Here is a 16349-nt window from a genome sequence, read left to right on the forward strand (position 1 = left end):
GCCACCAATGGCACCACCACCGTGGCGGCGGGGAACGCTCCCAATGCCGTGGCTGTGAACCCGGTAACCAACAAGATTTACGTGGCCAATCGAAGCAGCAACAACGTCACGGTGATAGACGGGGCCACCAATGGCACCACCACCGTGGCGGCGGGGAACGCTCCCAATGCCGTGGCTGTGAACCCGGTAACCAACAAGATTTACGTGGCCAATCGAAGCAGCAACAACGTAACGGTAATCGACGGGGTCACCAATGACACCATTATCGTAGCGGCGGGGACCGCTCCCTATGCCGTGTCTTGCAACCCGGTAACCAACAAGATCTTCGTGCCGAATGTCTACAGTGCCAATGTCACGGTGATAGACGGAGCCACCAATACCACCGCTTCCGTGGCGGCGGGAGATAGTTCCCATGCCGTAGCGGTGAATCCGGTAACCAACAAGATCTACGTGGCGAATGGCAGCAGCGCTAACGTAACGGTGATAGACGAGGCCCCTGTTTACGATACCGGGGTGCGGGCGGTGATTAATCCGTTGGCAAACAACAGCACCTATCTGTCCCAGCCGACCTTGGCTGGCAAGGCCGTCAACCGCTGGCCTGCCGGTAAAACCGATATGATGGGTGTCATCAACGACTGCTTGCCCTGCCCCAATTCCTGGCAATGGTCGGCGGGCCCGTTCGACAGCACCTCATCGGATTCCATAGGGTTTAACTTCAACTGGGGTGACTCGCTGATCTGGGGGGAGAACTTCGTCACCTTCGTCCCGCTGGAGATGCAGGCCGCCACCAGCAACAACCTGGGTTTGGGCACGCCATTCGCCGGGAACATGCTGGTCTATCCGGTGTACCGGATAGATTCAACCGCCTATTATGGGGTGGGTGGCCAGCCGGCTGATGGCGGAAAGCCTCTGGTCTTACGGCTGGAACAGAACTGGCCCAATCCCATGAAGGATCGGACAACCATCAGGTATCAACTTTCCAAATCCACGGCAGTCAAGGTGGAAATATACAACGTGGCCGGTCAGAGGGTTAAGACCCTGGTTCAGGGGATACAGCCGGCCGGATATCATACGGTGCAATGGAACGCTATCGGCGTGTCGGCCGGGGTGTACTTCTATCGCTTGCAGACCGGGGAGTTCAGCTCTACCAAGAAGCTGATGATAGTCAGGTAAATATCTAATATCCGCAACGGGCCGCCCCAAGGGGGCGGCCCGTTCTGATCATCTATCAGCGATGCCCGGGCTCAAAACAGCTCACAAACGCTTAAAAATTCTTGACTTTGGGGCTGTTTTAAGCTATCATAATACGTTAATTTGTAAATACATCTACCAACATTGGATAATCAAACAGGAGGATTAAATGACCAAGAGAACCTACCAGCCAAGCCAGGTGAAGAGGGCCAGGAAGCATGGTTTTCGCAAACGGATGGAAACGGCTGACGGCCGGAAGATACTGGCCCGCCGGCGGGCCAAGGGCCGTCATAAGCTGACGGTGTCCGACGAAAAAGTCAGCCTGAAGCACACCTAAGAGCCGGAGAGCGGCAGTTGACGGTAATGGACCAGACATTCAAAAAGGATGAACGGCTGCGGAGATCGCAGGACATTACCGAAGCGCTGAAGACCGGCACCCGCCTGGGCCAAGACGGGATCTCCCTGACCTTCAGGGAAAGGAAAGGGGCGCCCGGCACCAGGGCCGGTTTTATCGTAAGGAAAAAGCTGGGAAAGGCGGTGTCCCGGAACCTGATGAAACGCAGGATGCGCGAAGCATACCGCAGGATCAAGAACCGGCTGAAGCCGGGCTACGATCTGGTATTCTCCGCAAATCAGATAATTGAATACATCAGGGTGCGGGAGGCGATGGCCGAACTTATCAAACGGGGAAAGATCGAACCGGAGGATCAGTAAAACATGCTGAGAGGGTTGCTGACAGCCATATTGGTATCCGTTATCCAACTCTACCGGATGACGGTGGGTCTGCTATTGCCAAATTCCTGCCGGTACAGCCCCTCCTGCTCGGTCTATGCCATGGGGGCCCTTAAGAGCCACGGGCCGTGGCGCGGGCTGTGGCTGGCTGTTCGCCGGGTGCTGCGCTGCCATCCGTTTCATGCCGGCGGTTATGACCCGGTCCCCGGCCTCAAAACAAAAGAAGGGAAGAATATTTAGTAATGGATTCCAACAAAAGAACATTTATCGCGTTGATCATGATCCTGGGGGTATTCGTGGCCTTCCAGTATTTAAGCCCCAAGGGCCAAGCCCCGGTCCAGCAATCGCAGGAACAACAGCCTGTGGCCGCCGTGCCGGAGGCGGAAAGCACCGCCGGACAGCAGGAAGCCTTGATAGCTGCTCAACCCCAAAAAAGAAACGCAGTCAAGGGAGCCGCCCCGCAGATCCCGGTGACCCAGTCAACCTTAGAGACCAAGGATTTTAGGGCAGTGTTCAGCAATCAGGGAGCCTGTCTGGTGGAGTACTCTCTTAAGAGATACAAACTGCCGGACGGCAAGGTGGTCCAGTTCATTCCCGAAAACGGCCAGGCCCTGACCATAGATCTTACCGCCAACGGCGTTCCGGTGGACCTTTCCCAGTATGGATTCACCGTGGACGAGGAGACCGCCAGATCGGTGACCTACCAGACCAAGCTGGCCAACGGCCTGATCGTTACCAAGCGCTATGCGCTGCTGGACAAAGGCCCCGGCCTGGCCCTTAACATCTCCATAGAAAACCCGGACGGAGTCGCCCTGGGCCCGCGCTACAACCTCTCTTGGAATTGCGGCCTCAATTTTACCGAGAAAGACCAGAAGATAGACGAGAACGAGTATGCCGCGATCTCTATGCTGGGTAAGGAGCTGGCTAGCGACAAGGCGGGAAAACTGGCCAAGCCGGACCTGGTCGAGATAGAAGGGGATATCATATTCAGCGGGGTGCGCACCAAATATTTCCTAGCGGCAATGGTCCCGATAAACAAGACGGCGGCTGCGGTCAAGCAGGGGATCAATGAAGGCCGGATATCCAGCCGGCTTTCGTTAAAGGCGGAACCACAGGGATATGACAGCATAGCGATATACTTGGGGCCGATCCACCACCAGATGCTATCCGGTGTTTTTCCCCAGCTTGACAAGGTGGCCGATACCGGGTGGAAGCCTTTGCAGCCGGTAACCCGGGGGATATTATGGCTGCTGCTGTTCCTGCACAGCTTCATCCCCAACTACGGATTGGTGATCATCCTGTTCTCGGTCATCATCAAGGTAGCTTTCTTTCCGCTGTCCTACAAGGGCATGAAATCCATGAAGCACATGCAGCAGCTCCAGCCCAAGATGAAGAAGATCCAGGAGCAGCACAAGAAGGATCCCGGCAAATTGAACCAGGAGACCATGGCCCTTTATAAAAAGCACGGGGTCAATCCGCTGGGCGGCTGCCTGCCCCTGCTTCTCCAGATGCCGGTATTCTTTGCCCTGTACAGCGTGCTGGCCAACACCATCGAACTGCGCCAGGCCCCATTCATCTTCTGGATCAACGATCTGGCCATCAAGGATCCCTATTATGTGCTGCCGGCCCTGATGGGAATAGCCATGTTCTTCCAGCAGAAGATGACCACGGTGGATCCCAAGCAGAAATTCATGATCTATATGATGCCGCCGTTCATGGTGTTCATCTTCAGCAGCTTGCCGGCCGGACTTAACCTCTACTGGCTGATATACAACATCCTCTCCATCGGCGAGCAGTACATCATCCATCTCCGCCACAAACCGATCGAGGACTGATCCGCCGTTCATCAAAAGGCTGGACAGACATCACTTTTAAATTAAGAACCAAATCAAAAGAGAACCAAATGAGCGTATTCATAGAAAAAGAAGCCAAGACCGTCGAACAGGCCATCGATAAGGGCCTGGCCCAAATGGGGATCCAGCGGGAGGACGTGGAGATTGAGATAGTCAGCCTGGGCACCGCCGGATTTCTGGGGATATTCGGGGGCAAGCCGGCCAAGGTCCGGCTTAAAGTACTTCCCCAGCCCAGAGTCAAGCGTCTGGTGGAGAGCATCCTGGAGAAGATGGAAATCCCGGGCATGGTCAGTTCCTTCCACGAGGAGGGGAACATCCTGGTGGCCACAATTGATTCCTTCGAGGGCGAAAAATACCTTAAGTCCAACCAGGGGGCGGCCATCTCCGCCATGGAATATCTGATTAACAAGATCTACCGTGATTCGGAATACGAGGTCCGGCTGGATATCGGGGGCTTTAGGGAGAAGCAGAACGACGACCTGAAATCCCGCGCTTTGCAGCTGGCGGCCAAGGTCAAGGAGAGCGGCCAGGAGCACAAGATGGAGCCGATGCCGCCGCACCAGAGAAAGATCGTCCACAAGACCCTGGAAAACAGCCCCGATGTCAAGACCTTCGCGGTGGGCAACGCCGACTTCCGCCGGGTGATAATCGCCCCGCGTTTGCCGGGAGATAAACCCGGCCAGAGGGGAGCCCCGATAACCCCCCGTCACGAATCCGGAGACAGGGGAAAATTCAGGGGATCCCCAAAAGGCAAGTTACCGCAGCCCCGGCCGGCCGGCAAAGGACAGCCGCAGGCCAGGCCCGCTCCGCCGAAGCCCCAGCCCGCCGGCAAAGTGCAGCCTCAGGTAAGACCCGTTCCGCCAAAGCCCCAGCCCGCCAGGGAGAGGCCGGCTCCCAAGCCGGCGAATGATTTCAAATCGAGGAGCAAAAGCCCCAAGGGGCCCAGACCTCAGACGGCAGCCAAGAACGAGAATGCCTTAAGAAGCACCACCGTTGCCAGCGGCATGGCCAGTCGCCCGTCGGAACCATTCGTGCCCCGCGGTAAAAAGACCAAAGGCGGAAGATAAAAACAATGTCAAGGGCAGAAGATAAAAAGGCTGTGTCCTTTATGTAGATTCATAAAAACCTCTTCATCATATATATGGAGAGGTTTTTATTTAAACAGATACCTAAATAAGATGTTATTAACCAGAGCGGGGTATTGATTGCATATGATATTGTCTGATTGCGTTCGTTTGTCATTCCCGCACTTCATTGCATTCAGCATAAACTCCGGCGGGAATCCAGTGTAAGCCTTCTGGATACCTGCTTTCGCTGGTATGACAAGAAGTTGCGCTGATACATTATTGTCGACATTACGCCGGATAAATGCAATCTATTAACCGCCCCCATTATTATTCTACTCAAACAATGAATAAACCTTCAGAAGTCATACTGATCCAAACCCTGGGCGTGCCCCGGGAACTGGTGCAGCAACGCTTTGCCGAGATACTGCCCGGACATTCCCTGGTCTGGAAGGGCTCCGAATTGGCCGAGGGAAAAGCGCTGGCCGATCTGGTGGGCAATGCCAAGTACCTGATCACCGGCAGCCTGCCGATAGACGGCCAGACCATTCGTAACTGCGCGCTGTCCATGATCTCCATTTCCTTCACCGGGTATGACCACGTGGACCTGGCGGCCTGTCGGGAGAAGGGAATTGCGGTCTACAACACGCCGGGATATTCCACTGATTCGGTGGCCGAGCTGGCGCTGGGTCTGGCCTTGTCTCTTCTTCGCAATATACCTAAGGGCGACTCCCACGCTCGCCAGACCGAGGAGAAGTTCTATGCTTTCCCGAATGGCACGGAGCTTAAGGGAAAGACCGTGGGGATAGTCGGCACCGGGGCCACCGGGAGGGCCGCGGCCAGGCTGTTCGCCGCCTTCGGCTGCAAAGTGCTGGGCTACAACCGGGCCAAAAAAGAGGAATTCATAAAACTGGGCGGGACCTATTGCGGCCTGGACGATCTGCTGAAGAACTCGGACATAGTTTCTCTGCACCTGGCGCTCAATGCCGAGACAAAGCATATCATGAACGCGGAGCGGATAGCCAAGATGAAACCATCCGCCTATCTGATCAACACCGCCCGGGGCGGGTTGATTGACGAGGCGGCTTTGGCCAAGGCGCTCAATAAAAATGAACTGGCGGGCGCCGGGCTGGATGTGTTCGGAAGCGAGCCGCCGGCTAAGGACAACCCCCTGCTGACCGCGCAGAACACAGTGCTAACGCCGCATTTGGGTTATAAGACCGATGAGGCGCTGTTGCGGAAGTTGGAAGTGACTTTCAGGAATATTGCGGATTTTGAGAATGGGATAGGAACCAACCGGGTGGCGTGATTTAACCATTAGATATTAAGTATGAAAGGCATGAAAATGTACAGAAAAATATCTTACATCTCTTTAGCGTTATGTCTATTATTTATCAATGCTATCGGGCAGACACTAAAAGAACAATTCAATGAATTGCTTTCAAAAAAAGATGATTCCGGACAACAAGCATTGCTTAAAAGGTGGGAACAACAGCATCCCAATGACCCGGAATTATATGTAGCCTACTTTAATTATTATGCGAATAAAAGCAGAAAAGAAGTTGTGGAGTTGGGGACACAACCAAAAGGCGAGAAATATCTGAAATTGCTTGACAAAGACAGCACTAAGAAAGAGCCTGTTGGCTATATGTACGGTGATATATATTATGAACCTGAAATATTAAATAAGGGAATTGCATATATTGATAAGGGGATACTTAAATATCCGAATAGGTTGGATATGAGATTTGGTAAGATTTATATGTATGGTCAAATCAAAGATTATGATAACTTTACTAAAGATATCATAAAAACAATTAAATATTCCACTGTTATCAATAATGGATGGACTTGGTCTGATAATAAGCCGTTAGAAGAACCAAAGAAATTCATGTTAAACGCCGTTCAAGACTATGTCAATCAATTATATAATACAGAGGAAGATGCATTACTTGAAAACATGAAGCAAATTTCCGAAACTGTGCTTAAACATTATCCAGACCATGTTGAGAGTATGTCAAATGTTGCAATTGTACATCTTTTGAAGAAGCAATATGAACAAGGTTTAAATATGCTTTTCAAGGCAGAAAAATTAGCGCCTAAAGACCCCATAATTCTAAACAATATCGCTCAGGTGTATAAACGAAAAGGTGATAGTAGAAATGCAATTAAATATTATGAAAAAACCATGAAATATGGTGATGGTCAATCAAAAGAATATGCAAAACAGCAGATTGAAGAACTTAAAAAGAAACAATAATATCTAACAGAAAACATGAACATTCACGAATATCAAGCCCGGCAGCTGCTGTGCGACCATGAGACCACGGTCATACAGATGAGCCTTTTGTGTCCGGCAGCAGACAATAAGTGTCCTGGAAATATATGAATTTAACAAACCTCTTCACCATCGCTGATGGAGAGGTTTTTTTTCTTTACAAGACCGGTAGATTTATGTTTTAATATAATATAACCAAATACCGAAGCTATTAAATATGAAAGGAAGTCGGGTTATGGCGAATTTTGATTTGACCCTGAAAAATCTGGAAGAATTGTTTCCGGAGGGTTTTACCCAGGAACAGTTGGCCAAGGGGAAAACGGTTCTGCTTAAAGAGCTGGCTTATGATCTTCATAAATATTACGGCGGCAAGATGATCACCGTGCCCAAGGCCGGGGTCTACGGTTTCAACTGGTTCAACATCTGGTACACGCCGGGCGTATCAAAGATCTCCACCACCATCAGGGACAACAATGACGCCTCGTTCGAACTTACCAACCGCGGCAACACGGTGGCGGTGGTCTCCGACTCCACCCGGGTGCTGGGCGACGGCGACTGTACCCCTCCCGGCGGCCTGGGGGTGATGGAGGGCAAGGCCTTTTTAATGAAGTATCTGGGCGGCTGCGACGGGGTGGCTCTGTGCATGGACAGCCGCAATAGCAAGGGCGAACACGATGCCCAAAAGATAATAGATTTTGTAAAGATGGCCGAGCCCAGCTTTGGGGCCATCAACCTGGAGGATATCTCACAGCCCAACTGCTACAAAGTGCTGGACACCCTGCGCGAGGAATGCAACATTCCGGTGTGGCACGACGACGCCCAGGGAACCGGCTGCGTTACCCTGGCCGGATTGATCAACGCCCTGAAGATAGTGGGAAAGAATATGTCCGAGGTCAAGATAGTATTCTACGGCGCCGGGGCCTCCAACACCACCATCTTCCGCCTGATCGAGACCGACGGCGGCGACGCCAAGAACATGATCATGTTCGACACCAAGGGCACCCTGGGCTCATTCCGCGAGGACATCAAGAACAACCCGGCCCATTACCGCAAGTGGGAGATCTGCCAGAAGACCAATCCCAAAAATATCAAGACCATGGAGGAGGCCATCAAGGGGGCCGACGTGCTGATATCCCTGTCCACCCCCGGCCCCGATGTCATCAAGCCGGAATGGATAAAATCCATGGCCCCAAAATCCATCGTCTTCGTCTGCGCCAACCCGGTGCCGGAGATATATCCCTACGCCGCCAAAGAGGCCGGGGCCTACATCGTGGCCACCGGGCGGGGCGACTTCCCCAACCAGGTCAACAATTCCCTGGGCTTTCCCGGCATCCTGAAGGGGGCGCTGATGGTGCGGGCCAAGAAGATCACCGACAACATGGCCATCGCCGCCGCCCACTCGCTGGCCGATTACGCCGAGAAGAAAGTGCTGTCGCCGGACAACATCATCCCCAAGATGAGCGACGCCGAGGTATTTCCCACCGAGGCCCGCGATGTGGCCATGCAGGCCATCAAGGACGGGGTGGCCCGGGTAAAGATGACCGCCGAAGAGGCCTTCGCCAAGGCCGAAACTGATATCAAAGAGGCCCGGGAGATAACCGACAGGATGATGGAGCTGGGCCTGATCAAGAAACCGCCGGTGGAAATGCTGGAGGCGGCGGTCAAGCGGGCTATCGCCCAGATAAAATAACCTTTACTACAGAGACACCGAGGCGCAGAGAAAATTCGAATACTTGTTCGAGTGCCCAGCCGTCTAATAATTTAGGACCATCAAAGAAAAAACTCAGTGTCTTTGTGCCTCTGTGGCAAGGATAAATTGTTATAAGGAGAAATATAATGCGGACCATCGAATACAAAAAGATAGTGGACGCGGTCAAGGAGATGTGCCTGGAGGCCAACTACGACCTGCCCCAGGACGTGGTCGACGGTTTTAAGAAGGCGGTGGCCCAGGAGGAATCGCCCCTGGGGAAATCCATTCTGGAGCAGTGCCTGAAGAATGCCCAGATAGCCAAGGATGAACGGGTGCCCATCTGCCAGGATACCGGCCTGTCGGTGTTCTTCATAAATATCGGCCAGGATGTCAAGGTTGAAGGTGGGTTGCTCAAGGATGCCATCAACGAGGGGGTGCGGCAGGGGTACAAGGATGGCTATCTCAGAAAATCATCCCTGGACGACCCCCTGTTCGCCCGGAAGAACACCGGGGATAACACTCCGGCCATCATCCATCTGGACATCGTGGCCGGGGATAAGCTGGACATAACCATGGCCCCCAAGGGCGGCGGGGCCGAGAACATGAGCCGGTTGGCTATGCTGCCGCCATCGGCCGGGGAAAAAGGAGTGATTGATTTCGTGGTGGACACCATCGTCAAGGCCGGGGGAAATCCCTGCCCGCCGACGGTGGTTGGGGTGGGCATCGGCGGCACCTTTGAGAAGGTGGCGTTCTTGGCCAAGAAAGCCCTGCTGTGGCCGCTGAATGCTCCCAACCAGGATGAACGATACGATCAACTTGAAAAGAAGATCCTGCAAAGGATCAACAATTCCGGGGTCGGCCCCCAGGGACTGGGGGGGAATATCACCTCCTTTGCCATCCATGTCGAACATCACCCCTGCCATCTGGCTTCATTGCCGGTAGCGGTAAATGTCAACTGTCATGCCCATCGGCATGCCCATCGCGTATTATAGGAGAAATGCAATATGGCAAATCCCAAAAAAATAACCACCCCCCTCAGCGAGGAGACCGCCCGGTCGCTTAAAATGGGCGATGAGGTACTGATCACCGGAACCATCTATACCGGAAGGGATGCCGCCCATAAAAGGCTGTGCGAGGCTCTGGAGAAGGACGGCAAGCTGCCGGTTGATCTGAAGGGCGAGATCATTTACTATGTGGGGCCCTCGCCGGCCAAACCGGGAAAGGCCATCGGCAGCGCCGGCCCCACCACCAGCTATAGAATGGACGCCTATTCCCCGGCCATGATCCATAAGGGCGGGCTGCGGGGCATGATCGGCAAGGGCGAGCGCGGCGAAGAGGTCATCAAGGCCATGAAGGAAAAGGGAGCGGTGTATTTCGCCGCCATCGGAGGGGCCGCCGCCCTGATCTCCAAGTCCATCAAGAAATCCACCCCCATCCTTTACGAGGAGCTGGGACCCGAGGCGGTATGCAAATACGAGGTGGAGGACTTTCCGGCCATTGTGGCCACCGATTCGGAGGGGAACGATCTGTATAAGGAAGGCCCCAAAAAATTCAAAAAAGCCTGAGGTGCATTCTGAATAGGCGTTCTTAACCCAGCCCTTAAGGACTGGGTTAAGAGCAGAGACTACCCCCCCCCCGGTCTTTGTCTCAACAACAGGAAAACATGCTGAGCTGGTTGAAGCCTGATCCAGCTCGGCATGAATTTTCCCAGATTCGGCATGGCTGAAAAATGACAAAAATTATCCGTATAACATTGGGAGCAGGTTAGATGAATGTCCACGAATATCAAGCCAAGGAATTGCTGAAAAGCTACGGCGTTCCGGTGGACCGGGGGTTCATGGTGCAGTCGCTCGAAGAGATCGGGAGAAAACTAAACGAGCTTCCGGGCCCCGGCTATGTGGTCAAGGCCCAGATACACTCCGGGGGGCGGGGAAAGGGCGGCGGGGTGAAGCTGGCCCGAAGCAAAGAGGAAACCCTGGAGCAGGCCGGGAATATTCTGGGGATAACCCTGGTGACCAACCAGACCGGTCCACAAGGCAGGCTGGTTAGCAGGCTGCTGATCACAGAAGCGGTGGACATAGACAAGGAATATTATATCAGCCTGCTGATAGACCGGGCGGTTCATAAGTACGTCTTTGTGGCTTCCACCGAAGGCGGGATGGAGATAGAAAAAGTGGCCCAGGAAAACCCCGGCAGCATCGTCAAAATTTACATCGATCCTTTCAGCGGGTTTAAGAATTTCCATGGCCTGGAGATGGCCGGAAAACTAGGATTCTCCGGGGACCTGGCCAAGCAGTTGACCGGCATCATGAAGGGGTTGTTCAATCTCTTTACTGAGAAGGACGCCTCGCTGGTGGAGATCAATCCGCTGGTGAAGACCAAAGGGGGCAAACTGCTGGCCATAGATGCCAAGGTCAATTTTGATGACAACGGCCTGGGCCGTCACCCCGATATCATGGAACTGCGCGATGTTGACCAGGAGGATCCCAACGAGGTCCAGGCCTCGAAATACGACCTGAGCTACATCAAGCTGGACGGCACCATCGGCTGCCTGGTCAACGGGGCCGGGCTGGCCATGGCCACCATGGACATCGTCAAGTTTCACGGCGGCAGTCCGGCCAATTTCCTGGATGTGGGCGGCAGCGCCACCGCCGAAAAGGTGACCGAGGCATTCAAGATCATTTTGAGCGACCCCAATGTAAAAGGGATCCTGGTGAACATCTTCGGCGGGATCATGAAATGTGACGTGATCGCCGAGGGTATCGTCTCGGCCTCCAGGAGCCTGGGGGTGAAGGTGCCGATAGTAGCCCGGCTGGACGGCACCAATGTGGGGCAGGGCAAGCGGATCCTGTCCGAGTCGGGCCTGAAGATCATCCCGGCATCGTCCCTAAGCGAGGCGGCCCAACGGATCGTAAAGGAATCGGCATGAATGAGAAATATGCCAGGGGACCGAGCTTTGTTTTTGCCAAGGAGTATGTGATTAAAACCAACGGCGAGCAAATCTGGGACGCTGTGCTGAAGCGTTTACCGCCAGAGTATGAGCAGGTTTGGAGAGGCACACTCCTTATCTCCGATGATTTTCCGTTTCAGGCCTTCAGGGACATGATCAAGGCTTGGTCGGAAACGACGGGAGCCGCCAGTAACGAGGCCACGGCCACGCTTTACGGGTATATCGCCGACCGCAGCCTGAGCTCGGTGTACCGCTTCTTTTTCAAGTTCGCCCAACCGGCGCTGGTGCTTAAGAACTTTCCCAAGCTGTGGGCGCGCTTTTTTAACACCGGGACGGTCACCGTGCCGATGGCCGAGAAGGGGCATGCCGTCATCCAGTTCCAGCTTCCCGAAATATTCCAGGGCTGGCTGGAACCCGCCTGTTACGGCTATTCCAAGAAGGCAATAGAAATGGCCGGGGGCAAGAACGTAAAGATGATGCCCTCGGGGAAAGAGCTGCTCCAAAACGGCACGCTGAAGGCCGCATACGAATTGACCTGGACAGAATAAGCATTGATCGAGAAATCAAATTGTTGAAGGAGTTTCCATGGCGATCCTAGTCGATAAGGACACCCGTTTGATATGCCAGGGCTTCACCGGCCAGCACGGCACGTTCCACACCCTGAAATCGGCCGAATACGGAACCAAGGTGGTGGGCGGCGTGGTGCCCGGAAAAGGGGGGACCGTTCATGAGGGCTTCCCGGTGTTCGACACCGTAGCCCAGGCCAGGGAAAAGGGCGGGGCCAACGCCTCGATGATCTTCGTTCCGGCTAATTTCTGCAAGGATGCCCTGATCGAGGCCATCGACGCCGAGCTGGAGTTGGTGATCTGCATCACCGAGGGCGTTCCGGTCAACGATATGCTGTTCGTCAAACGTTATTTGATGGGAAAGAAAACCAGGCTGATAGGCCCGAACTGCCCCGGGGTCATCTCCCCCGGCCTGGCCAAAGCCGGGATCATGCCGGCCTCCATACATAAGAAGGGCGGGGTGGGAGTGATCTCCCGAAGCGGAACTCTGACCTATGAGGCCGTCAACCAGCTGACCCAGATGGGTATCGGGCAGTCGACCTGCCTTGGGATCGGCGGGGACCCGGTGATAGGCACCACTTTCATCGACGCCTTTGAACTGTTCAAGAAGGACCGCCAGACCAAGGCGGTGCTGATGATCGGCGAGATCGGCGGGTCCATGGAGGAGGAGACCGCCCGGTGGATAAAGAATAATTTCGACAAGCCGGTGGCGGCTTTCATCGCCGGGGCCACCGCCCCCGCAGGGAAGCGGATGGGGCATGCCGGAGCCATCATCTCCGGGGGAAAGGGAACCTACCAGGAGAAGGTCAAGGTCCTGAAATCCTGCGGAATAAAGGTGGCCAAAAGCCCGGCCGAGATGGGGAAGACGCTGAAGAGCGTGTTATAATAAGTCTTATGTCCAAAGGAAAGATTATCTATTGACTTTTTGAGATTATGTGATAAACTTAATTGGTTAGGGACGTTACACCGAAGGTATTTCGGATAATAGAAGGGGATTCAATATCACCTTTTGATGAACGGCATTTTGTTTGTTGAGTCCTTTTTTTATTAGCAAAAATAAAATTTGGAGAATAATGATGGCCAAAATACCTCTGAATTATTCCCCGGTCGAGACCAACGATACCCTGCAACTCAGCGGAGAGAGGATCGGCGACAAGGTCTTTTTGAAGATCGAGGAGATCAGCGGGGAGAAAGTATTCCGCTGCATGCAATGCGGCTCCTGTTCGGCCGGCTGCCCCATGCACGATCGGATGGACATTGCCCCGAACCAGATCTGGAAACTGCTGCAGATGGGCGAGTACGAAAAGGTGAAGAATTCCGAATCTATCTGGGCCTGCCTGTCGTGCTTCACCTGCGGGGTGCGCTGTCCCAAGGGCATCGACCTGGCCAAGGTGATGGAGGCGGTGCGCCAGCTGCTGGTCAGAAAAAGGCTGGACCGGGTGGATGGCAATAAAATACCGAAAGAGATATTGGAGGAGGTTCCCCAAATCGCATTGATCAGTTGTCTGCGCAAGCAGTCCAGCTGATTTTTGTTTTATACCACAGAGGCGTCCCTCTATTCATCGGGATAAACTCCGTCACAATGAAATTCTTGAACAAGCTATACTTTAACACCGACATGATGAAACGGGGCATCAAAAGGGTCATCTTATAAATTATCTCTGGGTCTTTGGGCCTCTGTGGTTAAGGTTTAATGGAAATGGAGAAAACATGAACAAGATATCCTATTATCCTGGCTGTACTCTTAGCAACACTGCAAAGAATTTTGACCTTTCGGCCAGGGAATCGATGAAAGCCCTGGGCTGGGAGCTGGAGGAGTTGCCCAGATGGAACTGTTGCGGCACCGTTTATTCCCTGGCCTCGGACAACCTGATCAACCATGTGGCTCCAATCAGGCTGTTGATCCATACCCAGGAATTGGGCCGGGATAAACTAACCACCCTGTGCAGCATGTGCTACCATACCCTGAAAATGTCCAATCTGATGGTACAGCAAGATAAGGACAAGCTGGAGAAGATCAATTTCTTCATCAAGGACAAGGATGCCGAGTATAAGGGCAAAGTAGAGGTGCTGCATCTGTTGGAGATAATTAAAAACGACATCGGTTTCGATAAAATAAAGGAAAAAACCTCCAAACCGCTAAAAGGGCTTAAGCTGGCGCCGTACTATGGCTGCCTGCTCACACGTCCCAAAGCCGCAGCTATCGATGATGTGGAGATGCCGACCATCATGAGCGATTTTATCAATTCCCTGGGCGCCCAGGCGGTGTACGATCCCTGTCTCACCGAATGCTGCGGATCCTACCACACCGTGATGGACCAGGAGGTGGTGGCCGACAAGGCCGAGCGGATAATATCGTCGGCCATAAAGAACGGCGCCGAGGCCATAATCACCAGCTGTCCGCTGTGCTTCTTCAACCTGGATGAGCGCCAGAAGAACATCCAGGAAAAAACCGGCAAGACCTATGATCTCCCCATCCTGTATTTTACCCAGCTGCTGGCCCTGGGACTGGGATTGGGAGCGGAGGTCTGTAAATTCGACCTGCATCATATCGATCCCCGGCCGCTGCTAAGGGCTAAAAAAATTCTAGAGGAGGAATAAAATAATGTTTATTAGTACTTTTGTTGTGCTCGTTGATATTTCAAAGTATACTCAATTAACAGAGGAAGACCCAAATAAGGCATCACAGGCTTCGCGAATTCTTGAAGATATTACACAGAAAGTTCTAGAGATAAGGGATGGAGAGTATATTAAATCAAAAGGTGATTCGGTATTATTAAAAATTGAAACGTTCGATAATGCATATGATATAACCAAAATGATACATTCTAGATGGTGTTATGCGAAAAAGATTATTGGTATTGATAATGATCTACATTCTTGTATTACATACGGACAAGTTACTTATGATGGCCGACCGAAAGTTGATATTCTTGGAGGCCCTGTAAACCAAACAGATAGAATATCAAAGCAAACACCCACAAATAGCATATATATTTCCGAAGATGTAAAAACACAGATTGCAGGTGATAGTAATTATATAAGTGAAGATAAGGGTGAATTTGATTTGACTGATTTTGGGCAAAAACATTTATATTCTGTTATGCGAAAGAATGACGATTTGATATCTATCGTTAATAAGATCATTAATAAAATCAAAGAAATAAGAAAAACGATTTTAGAGGAAGTAAAATTCACTACAGCTCGAAGTGATCTGCCCCGACTTGGGGATCAACATCCTATGACGGATGATGAAGTCGCTGATAAATTTGAAAAGGCGTTAAGTGGTATTGATGTTTATTTTGTTTCTGAACATAAGACGGCAGTTGAACTAGATGAACTAAAGAAATATAAGTATGTTTGTATCCTTGATCCCATAGATGGTTCAGTAAATTCAATGCATGGTCTGCCCTTTGGTTCTAATTTTGCGATAGGTAAAGTAAGAGATAATGTATTTTCGATTAAGGATATTGATGCAGTAATTGTTGTTGATTATCAAAGTGGTATTTATCATAAATGGGTTATGGGTGATGCTGCGGAGTTAGTGCGTATACTTGACGATGGTTCACAAATCCAATTGGATATTACCTATAAAGATCCATCTTTATTTGAAGTCCCTGATGAAAACAGTTATATTAGAGACGAGAATGGGAAGAAAAGACAAGAAAAATTACTACATGTATTTAGGCAGATGTTCCCTGTCATTCAAAGACGTTCATTAGACAGCACTGGACTGCGTATGTTGGCTGTTGTAGATAGAAATTTAAGAGCTTATGGTGATAACCGTGAAGTAACCTACATTTGGGATACAATACCATCTATTAGGTATATGATGGAGTTTAATGATATAAAACTATTGAAAGGCGACGGCACAGAGTATAAAGGTTCTGATTGGATAATTCGCTCACAAGATAAAAAGACAGTGAAGAATAATATTGGTACATCTTCGATAATTCTTTTCGAACAAGATTACAGCGATTTTATGAAAATCGCCGAGCAAGAAATTTTCAAGCAGGAGTAAATGT

At 51.8% G+C, this 16349-nt stretch carries 17 protein-coding genes; all 17 read left to right on the forward strand.

Features of this window, described 5'->3' with window-relative positions:
* Positions 1-1173, forward strand: a 1173-nt coding sequence (locus KJ869_08255) for a T9SS type A sorting domain-containing protein (protein MBU1577184.1), incomplete at its 5' end; no start/stop codon positions are given.
* Positions 1174-1360: 187 nt separating this feature from the next.
* Complete coding sequence (gene rpmH, locus KJ869_08260; GenBank protein MBU1577185.1) at positions 1361-1528, forward strand: 50S ribosomal protein L34; 168 nt, start codon at positions 1361-1363, stop codon at positions 1526-1528.
* Positions 1529-1554: 26 nt separating this feature from the next.
* Positions 1555-1905: a ribonuclease P protein component gene (gene rnpA / locus KJ869_08265; GenBank protein ID MBU1577186.1), complete on the forward strand. Its 351-nt coding sequence runs from the start codon at positions 1555-1557 to the stop codon at positions 1903-1905.
* Positions 1906-1920: 15 nt separating this feature from the next.
* A complete protein-coding gene (yidD, locus tag KJ869_08270) occupies positions 1921-2163 on the forward strand; it encodes a membrane protein insertion efficiency factor YidD (protein ID MBU1577187.1) in 243 nt (80 codons plus the stop codon).
* A 2-nt stretch (positions 2164-2165) separates the two neighbouring features.
* Positions 2166-3758, forward strand: coding sequence for a membrane protein insertase YidC (gene yidC / locus KJ869_08275; GenBank protein ID MBU1577188.1), 1593 nt, complete (start codon positions 2166-2168; stop codon positions 3756-3758).
* A gap of 68 nt (positions 3759-3826) precedes the next feature.
* Positions 3827-4843 (forward strand): Jag N-terminal domain-containing protein, encoded by a 1017-nt coding sequence (locus KJ869_08280; GenBank protein ID MBU1577189.1) that lies wholly within the window; start codon positions 3827-3829, stop codon positions 4841-4843.
* 343 nt (positions 4844-5186) lie between these two features.
* A complete protein-coding gene (locus tag KJ869_08285; GenBank protein ID MBU1577190.1) occupies positions 5187-6149 on the forward strand; it encodes a hydroxyacid dehydrogenase in 963 nt (320 codons plus the stop codon).
* A 36-nt stretch (positions 6150-6185) separates the two neighbouring features.
* On the forward strand, positions 6186-7100 hold the full coding sequence (locus KJ869_08290) for a tetratricopeptide repeat protein (protein MBU1577191.1): 915 nt from the start codon (positions 6186-6188) through the stop codon (positions 7098-7100).
* 253 nt (positions 7101-7353) lie between these two features.
* Positions 7354-8808 (forward strand): NADP-dependent malic enzyme, encoded by a 1455-nt coding sequence (locus KJ869_08295; GenBank protein MBU1577192.1) that lies wholly within the window; start codon positions 7354-7356, stop codon positions 8806-8808.
* A 146-nt stretch (positions 8809-8954) separates the two neighbouring features.
* Positions 8955-9800: a fumarate hydratase gene (locus KJ869_08300; GenBank protein MBU1577193.1), complete on the forward strand. Its 846-nt coding sequence runs from the start codon at positions 8955-8957 to the stop codon at positions 9798-9800.
* 12 nt (positions 9801-9812) lie between these two features.
* A complete protein-coding gene (locus KJ869_08305; protein MBU1577194.1) occupies positions 9813-10373 on the forward strand; it encodes a Fe-S-containing hydro-lyase in 561 nt (186 codons plus the stop codon).
* 203 nt (positions 10374-10576) lie between these two features.
* Positions 10577-11737: an ADP-forming succinate--CoA ligase subunit beta gene (gene sucC / locus KJ869_08310; GenBank protein ID MBU1577195.1), complete on the forward strand. Its 1161-nt coding sequence runs from the start codon at positions 10577-10579 to the stop codon at positions 11735-11737.
* Positions 11734-12306 carry a hypothetical protein gene (locus tag KJ869_08315; protein ID MBU1577196.1) on the forward strand — a complete coding sequence of 191 codons (573 nt, stop codon included), beginning with the start codon at positions 11734-11736 and terminating at the stop codon, positions 12304-12306. Before sucC ends, KJ869_08315 begins: the two co-directional genes overlap by 4 nt.
* Before the next feature lie 37 nt (positions 12307-12343).
* Positions 12344-13210 carry a succinate--CoA ligase subunit alpha gene (gene sucD / locus KJ869_08320; GenBank protein ID MBU1577197.1) on the forward strand — a complete coding sequence of 289 codons (867 nt, stop codon included), beginning with the start codon at positions 12344-12346 and terminating at the stop codon, positions 13208-13210.
* A gap of 190 nt (positions 13211-13400) precedes the next feature.
* Complete coding sequence (locus tag KJ869_08325) at positions 13401-13850, forward strand: 4Fe-4S dicluster domain-containing protein (protein ID MBU1577198.1); 450 nt, start codon at positions 13401-13403, stop codon at positions 13848-13850.
* Between the two features lie 184 nt (positions 13851-14034).
* On the forward strand, positions 14035-14925 hold the full coding sequence (locus KJ869_08330) for a CoB--CoM heterodisulfide reductase iron-sulfur subunit B family protein (GenBank protein ID MBU1577199.1): 891 nt from the start codon (positions 14035-14037) through the stop codon (positions 14923-14925).
* 4 nt (positions 14926-14929) lie between these two features.
* Entirely contained in the window at positions 14930-16345 is a 1416-nt protein-coding gene (locus KJ869_08335) for a hypothetical protein (GenBank protein MBU1577200.1), read from the forward strand.
* Positions 16346-16349: the final 4 nt, after the last annotated feature.

The organism is Candidatus Edwardsbacteria bacterium, assembly GCA_018821925.1.
Lineage (GTDB): Bacteria > Edwardsbacteria > AC1 > AC1 > EtOH8 > UBA2226.

Bases quoted from the DNA above. Each gene is read 5' to 3' on its own strand.
- KJ869_08305 (MBU1577194.1), top strand. From the start codon at position 9,813: ATGGCAAATCCCAAAAAAATAACCACCCCCCTCAGCGAGGAGACCGCC.
- sucD (MBU1577197.1), top strand. From the start codon at position 12,344: ATGGCGATCCTAGTCGATAAGGACACCCGTTTGATATGCCAGGGCTTC.
- rnpA (MBU1577186.1), top strand. From the start codon at position 1,555: ATGGACCAGACATTCAAAAAGGATGAACGGCTGCGGAGATCGCAGGAC.
- KJ869_08315 (MBU1577196.1), top strand. From the start codon at position 11,734: ATGAATGAGAAATATGCCAGGGGACCGAGCTTTGTTTTTGCCAAGGAG.
- KJ869_08290 (MBU1577191.1), top strand. From the start codon at position 6,186: ATGTACAGAAAAATATCTTACATCTCTTTAGCGTTATGTCTATTATTT.
- KJ869_08280 (MBU1577189.1), top strand. From the start codon at position 3,827: ATGAGCGTATTCATAGAAAAAGAAGCCAAGACCGTCGAACAGGCCATC.
- sucC (MBU1577195.1), top strand. From the start codon at position 10,577: ATGAATGTCCACGAATATCAAGCCAAGGAATTGCTGAAAAGCTACGGC.
- KJ869_08295 (MBU1577192.1), top strand. From the start codon at position 7,354: ATGGCGAATTTTGATTTGACCCTGAAAAATCTGGAAGAATTGTTTCCG.
- KJ869_08300 (MBU1577193.1), top strand. From the start codon at position 8,955: ATGCGGACCATCGAATACAAAAAGATAGTGGACGCGGTCAAGGAGATG.
- rpmH (MBU1577185.1), top strand. From the start codon at position 1,361: ATGACCAAGAGAACCTACCAGCCAAGCCAGGTGAAGAGGGCCAGGAAG.
- yidC (MBU1577188.1), top strand. From the start codon at position 2,166: ATGGATTCCAACAAAAGAACATTTATCGCGTTGATCATGATCCTGGGG.
- KJ869_08335 (MBU1577200.1), top strand. From the start codon at position 14,930: ATGTTTATTAGTACTTTTGTTGTGCTCGTTGATATTTCAAAGTATACT.
- KJ869_08330 (MBU1577199.1), top strand. From the start codon at position 14,035: ATGAACAAGATATCCTATTATCCTGGCTGTACTCTTAGCAACACTGCA.
- KJ869_08285 (MBU1577190.1), top strand. From the start codon at position 5,187: ATGAATAAACCTTCAGAAGTCATACTGATCCAAACCCTGGGCGTGCCC.
- KJ869_08325 (MBU1577198.1), top strand. From the start codon at position 13,401: ATGGCCAAAATACCTCTGAATTATTCCCCGGTCGAGACCAACGATACC.